Annotated in this window: 10 protein-coding genes; 9 read left to right on the plus strand and 1 reads right to left on the minus strand. The window is 70.8% G+C overall.

Annotation, left to right across the window (positions count from 1 at the left end; genetic code table 11):
* Positions 1-360 (minus strand): LacI family DNA-binding transcriptional regulator (locus VIM26_RS26805; RefSeq protein ID WP_331956390.1); only part of this gene is annotated, 360 nt, incomplete at its 3' end.
* 203 nt (positions 361-563) lie between these two features.
* Here VIM26_RS26805 and VIM26_RS27265 point away from each other — a divergent pair.
* The 9 genes from VIM26_RS27265 (at position 564) to VIM26_RS26850 (ending at position 9,444) form a co-directional block, all read left to right on the plus strand.
* Positions 564-1,007 carry a histidine kinase dimerization/phospho-acceptor domain-containing protein gene (locus tag VIM26_RS27265; RefSeq protein ID WP_414696597.1) on the plus strand — a complete coding sequence of 148 codons (444 nt, stop codon included), beginning with the start codon at positions 564-566 and terminating at the stop codon, positions 1,005-1,007.
* 39 nt (positions 1,008-1,046) lie between these two features.
* On the plus strand, positions 1,047-2,204 hold the full coding sequence (locus VIM26_RS26815) for an ATP-binding protein (RefSeq protein ID WP_331956392.1): 1,158 nt from the start codon (positions 1,047-1,049) through the stop codon (positions 2,202-2,204).
* 5 nt (positions 2,205-2,209) lie between these two features.
* Entirely contained in the window at positions 2,210-2,638 is a 429-nt protein-coding gene (locus tag VIM26_RS26820; protein WP_331956393.1) for a response regulator transcription factor, read from the plus strand.
* Positions 2,635-3,069: a response regulator gene (locus VIM26_RS26825; protein ID WP_331956394.1), complete on the plus strand. Its 435-nt coding sequence runs from the start codon at positions 2,635-2,637 to the stop codon at positions 3,067-3,069. Before VIM26_RS26820 ends, VIM26_RS26825 begins: the two co-directional genes overlap by 4 nt.
* Before the next feature lie 9 nt (positions 3,070-3,078).
* Positions 3,079-4,479 carry a GGDEF domain-containing response regulator gene (locus tag VIM26_RS26830; protein ID WP_331956395.1) on the plus strand — a complete coding sequence of 467 codons (1,401 nt, stop codon included), beginning with the start codon at positions 3,079-3,081 and terminating at the stop codon, positions 4,477-4,479.
* A complete protein-coding gene (locus tag VIM26_RS26835) occupies positions 4,476-6,401 on the plus strand; it encodes a PAS domain-containing sensor histidine kinase (protein ID WP_331956396.1) in 1,926 nt (641 codons plus the stop codon). Before VIM26_RS26830 ends, VIM26_RS26835 begins: the two co-directional genes overlap by 4 nt.
* A 58-nt stretch (positions 6,402-6,459) precedes the next feature.
* Positions 6,460-7,605 (plus strand): hybrid sensor histidine kinase/response regulator, encoded by a 1,146-nt coding sequence (locus tag VIM26_RS26840; protein WP_331956397.1) that lies wholly within the window; start codon positions 6,460-6,462, stop codon positions 7,603-7,605.
* A 15-nt stretch (positions 7,606-7,620) separates the two neighbouring features.
* Complete coding sequence (locus VIM26_RS26845) at positions 7,621-8,052, plus strand: response regulator (protein ID WP_331956398.1); 432 nt, start codon at positions 7,621-7,623, stop codon at positions 8,050-8,052.
* Positions 8,053-8,133: 81 nt separating this feature from the next.
* A complete protein-coding gene (locus tag VIM26_RS26850) occupies positions 8,134-9,444 on the plus strand; it encodes a D-arabinono-1,4-lactone oxidase (protein ID WP_331956399.1) in 1,311 nt (436 codons plus the stop codon).
* Positions 9,445-9,454: the final 10 nt, after the last annotated feature.

Below are 9,454 nucleotides of genomic sequence, written 5' to 3' on the forward strand. Positions count from 1 at the left end.
GGACAGGACGATCCCCTCGACCCCCTGGTCCAGCAGCCCGTCCACGGCCCGCTGGACCCCGCCCTCCTCACCCTCGAGCGTGAGCATCACCGTGATGGTGTAGCCCGCAGCCTGGGCCGCCCGCTCGAGCCCGAAGAGCAGCGACGCCGGCCCGAACAGCGGCGTGCCGATCGACACCACGCCGATGCGGTGGGACCGACCGAGGATCAGGTCGCGGGCCGCGGTGTTCCGGCGGAAGCCCAGCTGTCGGGCGACCTCGTGCACCCGCTCGCGCACCTCCGCACTGACGTTGGGCTCGTTGTTGATCACCCTGGAGACCGTCTTCTGGGAGACCCCTGCGAGCCGGGCGACGTCCGTCATTCCCGGGGCCCTTCCCCGCCGATCAACCCGCGACATCGAGGGTTCAACCATCTCCAACGCTCCTCATCGAGAGCCAAGAAGGATGCTGACTACGTAGTCATGACTACGTAGTCACGATTCTGCCCATGGCATGCGCACCACGTCAAGAGGTCCGATCGCGCGGGATCCGAACAGATTCCTCAGGCACCCGCACCGGCGGGCCGATGGGAACCTCATGTGCGACGACGAGGGCCGCGCCGCCGTCGTCGTCCTGGGCGGAGCTGCGATCACCGCTGTCGGTCGTCGACCAGTTCGCATCGCTGCTGCTCGACGACGTCGCCGGCCCGTTGTCCCAGGACCAGCGCGACTTCCTCTCGGTGCTGACGCGCAACGTCTCCGAGCTCACCGTGATGATCGATGACCTGCTGCAGGTGACCCATGCCGACCACGGCCGGGTGCTGGTCGAGCTCGCACCGCTGTCTATCTGCCGCGACATATCTGCCGCGACCTGGTCAGGCGGCACGGGGGCACGATCTGGGCGTCGAGCCGGCTCGGGACCGGCACGGCGGTCGCCTTCACGATCCCGGTCCTCGACGACACCGAGCGGGCGCACGACTCGCCCGATCAGCGCAGGACCGCGCGCAGACTGGGGAAGAAAATGCCCATAGCGCCTCAAGGCACGCGCTCCGGACACCGATAAGCACACCATGATCCCGTCCACGGACCGAGCACAAGCCGCGCAGACCCGGCTGCTGGTCATCGAGGGCGGGCCCGGCGAGCCGATGCTGCTCGAGGTCACGGCGCGGGACAGCTACCTCGCGGCCGCCTCGATCGAGCACGCCAAGTCCCTGGACGCAGGTATCGAACGGCTCGAGAACGACTGGTTCGACGGCGTCCTGATCCACCTGGATCTCCCGGACAGCGCGAGCCTGGGGTCGTTCAGCCGCATCTGGGGCGTCGGCGGCCGGGCCGCGCTCGTCGTGCTCACCTCCCGCGACGACGCACACCTGGCCGCGGAGGTCTTCCGGCTCGGCGCGCAGGACTACCTGGTGAAGTCCGCGTTGCGCCCGGGCGACCTCGGCCGGGCCCTGGACCGGGCGATCCGCCGCCAGCGTGTCCTGCACGAGATGCAGCGGGCACGCGACGAGCAGCTCGAGGCCAAGGACCAGTTCCTCTCGCACGTCTCGCACGAGCTGCGATCACCGCTCTCGGTCGTGCACCAGTTCGCCTCCCTCCTGCTCGACGGCGTCGGCGGCGAGCTGTCGGTCGACCAGCGCGACTTCCTCACCGTGCTGATGCGCAACGTCGGACAGCTCCGGGTCATGATCGACGACCTGCTCCAGGTCACGCGCGCGGACAGTGGCCGGCTCACCGTGGCGCCCCAGGCGCTCGCGATCCATGACCTGCTCACCGAGGCCGTCGCCGCCTACCGGCCGAACGCGGAGCGCCGTCACATCCGGCTGAGCGTGTCCACCGCCTCGCTGCCGACGGTCATCGCCGACGCCGAGCGGCTCCTGGAGGTCCTCACCAACCTCCTCGACAACGCGCTCAAGTTCACGCCCGACGGCGGGCACATCGCCCTCGAGGCGGCCGTCGCGGGCGACAAGGTGTGCGTCAAGGTCCGCGACACCGGTCGCGGCATCCGACCCGAGGACGAGGACCGCATCTTCGAGCAGTTCTTCCAGGCAAAACAGAACGGCGAGGAGAGCCGCAACGGGCTCGGCCTGGGGCTGTACATCTGCCGCGACCTGATCGAGCGCCAGGGCGGCGTGATCTGGGCCTCGAGCAATCTCGGGCACGGCACGGAGGTCGCCTTCACCGTACCCATCCTCAACAAGCACAACGACGCGATGATTCGGAGATAGCGCACATGGCTACCAAGGCCAAGGTCCTCATTGTCGAGGACGACGACGATCTGCGGCGTGGCCTGTCCCTGCGGCTGAAGACGATCGGGTACGACGTCATCAACGCGCAGGACGGCCCGGGAGCCGTCAGCGTTGCCCGGAAGGAACGTCCCGACCTTGTGCTGCTCGACATCGGCCTGCCCGCAGGCGACGGCATCTCGGTGCTCGAGAATTACGCGAAAGTGCCCGCCCTGAGCTCGATCCCCGTCGTCGTGCTGACGGGCCGGGATGCCCGGGTCACCGCACCGGCGATCGGCAAGTTCCACGTCGCGGCCTTCCTGCGCAAGCCCGCCGACAACCGCGAGCTCGCCGAGGCGATCTCGTTGGCGCTGCGCGGTGAGGCCGTCCCGGTGCACAAGCCGCGAAGCGCAGCGACCGGGATGGTGCAGGCGTGAACAGCGTGACCAAGGTGCTCGTCGTCGACGACGACCACGACTTCCGCAACGCCGTGTCCGTGGTCCTGCGCTCGGCCGGCTTCGAGGTCGTCGTCGCGCGGGACGGCGTGGGAGCGGTCAGCACCGCCTTGCACGAGCATCCCGATCTGGTCGTGCTCGATCTCGGGCTGCCGGGCGGGGGCGGCGTGAGCGTGCTCGAGCACTATGCGAGATTCCCCGCGCTCTGGGGGGTCCCCGTGGTCGTGCTCAGCGGGCGGGACCCCGAGGTCGTCGAGACGGCGATCCGCACGCACTACGTCTCGCGGGTGCTGCACAAGCCCGCGAGCCGGGCCCAACTGGTGGACGCGGTGGAACGCGCGCTGGACGGCGAGGTCCAGATCCGATCGACCGCCCCGGCACGGGTGCTTTCGCACCTGCTGCACAGGTCCTAGCCGGCTGCGATGACCGCCGAGGTGCGCTCCGCCGAGCGGAGCACCGGTCTGCATGTGGAGTCGGGGCCTTCGCCGGTCCCGGTCCTCGTGGTCGACGACAACCCCGCCAAGCGGCTCGCCCTGAGAGCCGTCCTGGCCGCTCCGAACTTTGCCGTGGTCGAGGCGGACTCCGGGCTCGCTGCGCTGCGTTGCGTCAGCGTCCAGGAGTTCGCCGTCATCCTGCTCGACATCCGGATGCCGGGCATGGACGGGTTCGAGACCGCCGCGTTCATCCGCGAGCGCCGTCAGAGCGAGCTGACCCCGATCATCTTCATCACCGCCAATGCGAGCGACGAGCTGCCGTCACGCGACCGGTGGGCCGAGGGCGCGATCGACTTCCTCTACGCCCCCGTGCACGCCGACGAGCTCCGCGCCAAGGTCTCGGCCTTCGGCAACCTGTTCCGCAAGGCCGAGCAGCTCGCGGTGGACGCCCGCGAGGTGCATGCCTACGCCGACCAGCTGCGCACGCTCACCGACGCGGCCCCGATCGGCATCTTCCAGACCGACGACCTGGACCGGTACATCTACACCAACCCGCACTGGTCGGCGCTGACCGGCGTCAGCGCGGAGCAGGCCGAGGGGCAGCCCTGGGACAGCATCCTGGACTCCGAGCAGCGCGCGGACCTGATCATCGAGGCGCAGTCCGCGGGCGGTCGGACGTCGTTCTGCCACCGGTTCGAGATCGCCTCCTCCGGGCCGGTCCGCCGAATCGTGCTGCTCACCGCCGAGCCGGTATCCGGGCGGCAGGGCGGGAGCGTCGGCTGGGTCGGCACCCTCGCCGACGTCACCGCCGAGGTCACGGCGGGCCTGGCGATCTCCCATGCGCACTTCACGCTGGAGGAGCTCGACATCGAGCTCGCCGTCGTCGCCCGGCGGGATCCGCTCACCGGGCTGAGCAACCGTCGTGCGCTCCGGGAAGATCTGGACCACCTCGAGGCGTGGACCCTGCGGTACGGGCACCGGTACGCCCTGGCCCTGCTCGCCGTCGACCTCTTCCCTGCCTTCAATGACACCTTCGGCCAGCGAGCGGGCGACCACGGCCTGCGGGCCGTGGCCACGTATCTGAACGAACAGCTGCGCGCCGGCGACGGGCTCTACCGGTACGGCGGCGCGCAGTTCCTGTGCGTCTTCCCCGAGCAGTCGCTGGCCAGCGCGACGCAGGCGGTCGAGCGGATGCGCACCGGGATCCAGGCCCTGCGCATCCCGCACCCCGCCAACCCCAGCGGAGTGCTCACCATCAGCGCGGGCTTGGCCATGCTGGACCCGGAGAGCCATCGACCGCTCACCGAGGTGCTCCAGGAGGCCGACGACGCCCTCGACCGGGCCACGAGCACCGGACGGAACCGCGTCGAGCCGGCCATCGCCCCATGAGCACCCCGGGGCACGCGCTCACCTCGGCGAGCGAGCTGGCGGCCGCGCTGAGCGCCTTGCCGGACCCGCTGTTCATCATGAAGAGCGTGCGGGACCCGGACGGCACGATCACCGAGCTCCGCTACGCGTTCGTGAACGAGGCCGGCGCCCGGCTCTACGGCCTCCCGGTCGAGGCGGTCCTCGGGCACGGACAGTGCGAGCTCTTCGGGTCGGTCCACGAGCGCAGCATCTTCGAGACGTGCGTGGGGGTGATCGACTCGGGGTCGCCGATCTCGTTCGACGTCCCACCGCTGCACGACGGCGTCGGGGGATCCTTCCGGCTCACCGCGGCCCCGTTCGGGGACGGTCTGCTGGTCTCGGCCCGGGACATCAGCGAGCAGCAGCAGGCGGAGCTCGCGCTGGCGGAGTCGGAGGAGCGCTACCGGATGGTGGCCGAGAACGCCACGGATCTCGTCGTGCTCGCCCGGCCCGACCGGACGATCGTGTGGACCTCGCCGGCCGTGACACACGTCACCGGCTGGACCGCGGAGGAGCTCGTCGGCACCCAGCTGGCCGATCTGGTCCATCCGGACGACCGGACCGCGACGACCACCGCGCGCGCCTCGCTGTACCCCGGGGACCCGATCACCCCGCCCCCGGGCGGGTTCGTGGTGCGGATCCGGACCAGGTCCGGGGCCTACCGGTGGATGTCGACCGGGGTCAACCCGGTCACGGACGAGTCCGGGCTGGACGCCGGCGTCGTGGCGAACATCAAGGACGTCGACGACCTGGTTCGGGCCCGGGAGTCCGCGCTCGCGGACCGCGCGGCCGCCCTGGCGGACCGGGCGAACCTGCGTGCCACCGTCGACTCGCTGCTCGACCCGCACGTCCTGCTCGGAGCGATCCGCGACGCGTCCGGGCAGATCGTGGACTTCGTCTACCTCGATGCCAACCCGGCCGCGTGCGCCTACAACCGGGTGAGCTACGAGGATCTGATCGGCGCGCGGTTGCTGGACCTGCTGCCCGGCCACGAGGACACCGAGACCTTCGAGTCGTATCGGCGCGTCGTCGAGACGGGCGAGCCTCTCGTGCTCGACGACGTCGTCTACGCCCAGGAACTCCTGGGCGGCGCGGAACGTCACTACGACACCCGAGCCGCGCGGGTCGGGGAAGGCCTGTCCCTCACCTGGCGGGACATCACCGACCGACATTCGGCCACCGAGCGGCGCGAGGAGTTCCTGTCCCACGTCTCGCACGAGCTGCGAACGCCGCTCGCGGTCGTGCACCAGTTCACGTCGCTGCTGACCGACGGCATCGGCGGCCCGGTGACGCCCAAGCAGCAGGACTTCCTCGCGGTGGTGATGCGCAACGTCGGTCAGCTCAAGGTCATGATCGACGACCTGCTCGACGTGACCCGGTCGGGGAACGGGCGGCTGACGATCATCTGCCAGGAGCTCCCGCTGGGCGACGCGCTCACCGAGGCCACCGAAGGCTTCGGCTGGCTCGCGAAGAAGCGGCACGTCACCCTGAGCACGAGCTTCGGCGAGCTGCCGCCGGTGTACGCGGACCCGGCCCGGCTGAACGAGGTGCTCGCCAACCTGTTCGACAACGCACTGAAGTTCACGCCGCCCGGCGGCACGATCACAGTGGAGGCCGTCCCGCAGGACGGCGAGGTCCGCGTTGCCGTGCGGGATTCCGGACGCGGGCTGCACCCCGAGGACATCGAACGGATCTTCGAGCAGTTCTACCAGGCCAGCAACCATGGCGACGAGTCCCGCAGCGGGCTCGGACTGGGGCTGTTCATCTGTCGCGACCTGATCGAACGCCAAGGCGGCACGATCGTTGCCCGGAGCAGCCTCGGCCACGGCACGTCGATGATCTTCACCCTTCCGATCGCGACCGACGAACAGCGCGCGCCCCGGGACAAACAACCACCGAAGTAGCCCGAACGGACGAACCGAAGCGCTCAAGGTGCCCGGTCCGTTCACCGATAACCACTTCATGAGTCGGACCGTGGACCTAGCGCGAGGCGCACCGACGCGCGTGCTGGTCATCGAGGACGCGGCGCCCGACGCCGTGCAGCTCGACGTTGCGCTGCGGGACACCTTCCTCGCCACCGCGTCGATCGAGCACGCCCTCACCCTCGAGGCCGGCCTCGAAAGCCTGGGACGCGACTGGTTCGACGGCGTCCTGATCGATCTGGGGCTGCCTCGAAGCGAGAGCCCCGAGGCGTTCAACCGCATCTGGATCATGGGCGGCCGGACGGCCCTCGTCGTGCTGAGCGGGCCCGACGACGACGATCTGGCCGCGGAGGTCCGCCGGCTCGGAGCCCAGGACTGCCTGCTCAGGTCCGCGATCCGGCCCGGCGAGCTGGGGCGCGCCGTCGACCGCGCGATCCGCCGCCAGCGAGTCCTACAGCAGGCCGAGCGGGCTCCGGACGCGCAGTTCGAGGCCAACGAACAGTTCCTGTGCCAGATCTCCCGCGAGCTGCGCTCGCCGTTGTCGGTCGTGCAGCGGTTCGGCTCACTGCTCCTCGACGACGCCGCCCGCGTGGCCTCCGTCGACCAGCAGGACTTCCTGAACGTCCTGCTGCGCAACGTCGGCCAGCTCCAGGTCATGGTCGACGAGCTGCTCGAGGTGACCCGGGCGCAGGGCGAGCGACCGACTTTCGACTGCCGGCCGCTGGCGATCGGCGACTTGCTCGCCACGGCCACCGGCGCCCATCAGCGGGAAGCGGAGCGCCGGCACCTCACGCTCGGCGTCGAGGCCGCGGAGCTGCCACTGGTGGTCGCCGACGCCGAGCGAATCGGGGAGCTCCTCGCCCACCTGCTCGGCAACGCACTCACGGTCACCCCGGACGGCGGCCATATCACCGTGCAGGCGGTCGCGGACGGCACCTGGGTCCGCGTGACGGTCCGCGACGCCGGTCGCGACATCCGCCCGGAGGACGAGGACCACCTCTTCGAGCAGTTCTTCCGGGCCAACGCGGACGGCGCGGCGAGCCGCGACGGGCTCGGACTGGGCTTGACCATCTGCCGCGACCTGATCGAACGCCAGGGCGGCACGATCTGGGCTGCGAGCTCGCACGGCAACGGCACGGCGGTGGCCTTCACCGTCCCCATCCACACCAGTTCAACGACACGATGATTCGGAGACAAGGCCATGGAACCACGAGCGAAGGTCCTCATCGTCGAGGACGATGAGGACCTGCGGCGCGGGCTCACCCTGCGCCTGCGACGGATCGGGTACGACGTTGTCAATGCGCAGGACGGCCTCGGAGCCGTCAGCGTCGCACGCAAGGAACGGCCCGACCTCGTGCTCCTCGACATCGGCCTGCCCGCCGGCGATGGCATCTCGGTGCTCGAGCGGTACGCGAACCTGCCCGCCCTCTGCTCGATCCCGGTCGTCGTGCTCACCGGCCGGGACCCGCAGACCACCGAGCCCGCGGTCCGCAAGTTCCGCGTCGCGGCGTTCCTGCGCAAGCCGGCGGACAACAACGAGCTCGCCGAGACGATCGAGCGGGCGCTGCGCGGCGACGATCTCATCGATGCGGCCCCGAACTCTGCCGAGGTCGTCCAGCCACGGTGGGCGTGACCCCGCCTCGCGGGCGCGTGACCCCGGCGCGCTGGGTGTGACCCCGCCGCAGGGAGACGGCGGGCGGTAGCGTCGCGGTTCATGACGCCGCATGCCACCAACTGGTCCGGGACGCTCACCTTCGGTGCGCGCCGGGTGCACGCACCCACCTCGCTCGCCGAGCTGCAGGAGATCGTCGCCGCGACCGCGCGGATCCGCGCGCTCGGCACCGCGCACTCGTTCAGCACCGTCGCGGACACCACGGCCGACCTGGTCTCGGTCGCCGGGCTGCCCGCGACCGTCGAGGTGGACGCTGCGGCGTCGACCGTGACGGTGTCCGCCGGGATCCGGTACGGCGAGCTCGCTCGACGGCTCGACGGCACGGGGTTCGCGCTCGCGAACCTGGGCTCCCTGCCGCACATCGCCGTCGGCGGCGCGTGCGCCACGGGCACGCACGGCTCGGGGATCGCCAACGGCAACCTGGCGTCCGCGGTCCGCGCGATCGAGCTCGTGACCGCCGACGGCGAGCTCCGCACGCTGAGCCGGGACGCCGACCCCGACCGGTTCCCGGGCGCCGTCATCGCGCTCGGCGCGCTGGGCGTCGTCGTGCGCCTCGTGCTCGACGTCGTCCCTGCGTTCGAGCTTCGCCAGGTCGTCTACCAGAACCTGCCCGCGACCGAGCTGGGCTCGGGGGCCCTGCAGGACGTGCTCGCGAGCGCGTACAGCGTGAGCCTGTTCACCCGCTGGGGCGGTCCGCAGATCGATCAGGTCTGGCTCAAGCACCGCATCGGCCCGGGCGCGCGGTTCGACTCCTCCCCCGTGACCGACGACGCGGCACCGTTCCCGTCGACCTGGCGCGGGGCCCGGCTCGCTAGCTCGCCGATGCACCCCGTGCCCGGCATGCCGACCGTCAGCTGCACCGAGCAGGGCGGGGTGCCCGGTCCGTGGCACGAGCGACTGCCGCACTTCCGGCTCGAGTTCACCCCGAGCAGCGGCGAGGAGATCCAGACCGAGTACCTGCTGCCGCGCGAGCACGCGGCCGACGCGCTGGCGGCGCTCGGCACGATCCGCGAGGCCATCGCGGCGGCGCTGCACGTCTCGGAGATCCGCACGGTCGCCGCCGATGACCTGTGGCTGAGCCCCAGTTACCGGCGCGACTCGGTCGCGATCCACTTCACCTGGCGCAAGGATCCCGACGCCGTCGCGGCCGTGCTGCCCGCGATCGAGGACCTGCTCGCGCCGTACGAGCCTCGCCCGCACTGGGGCAAGGTCTTCGGCATCTCCCCCGAGGTCGTCCGTGCCCGGTACCCGCGGGCCGACGACTTCCGCCGCCTGGCGAGCGAGCTGGACCCGCACGGCAAGTTCCGCAACGACTTCGTGGACCGCTACCTCCCCCCACTCCCCCTCCCCTAACTACCCCTCC

Source organism: Pengzhenrongella sp., assembly GCF_036565025.1.
In the GTDB taxonomy this organism is placed as follows: Bacteria; Actinomycetota; Actinomycetes; order Actinomycetales; family Cellulomonadaceae; genus Pengzhenrongella.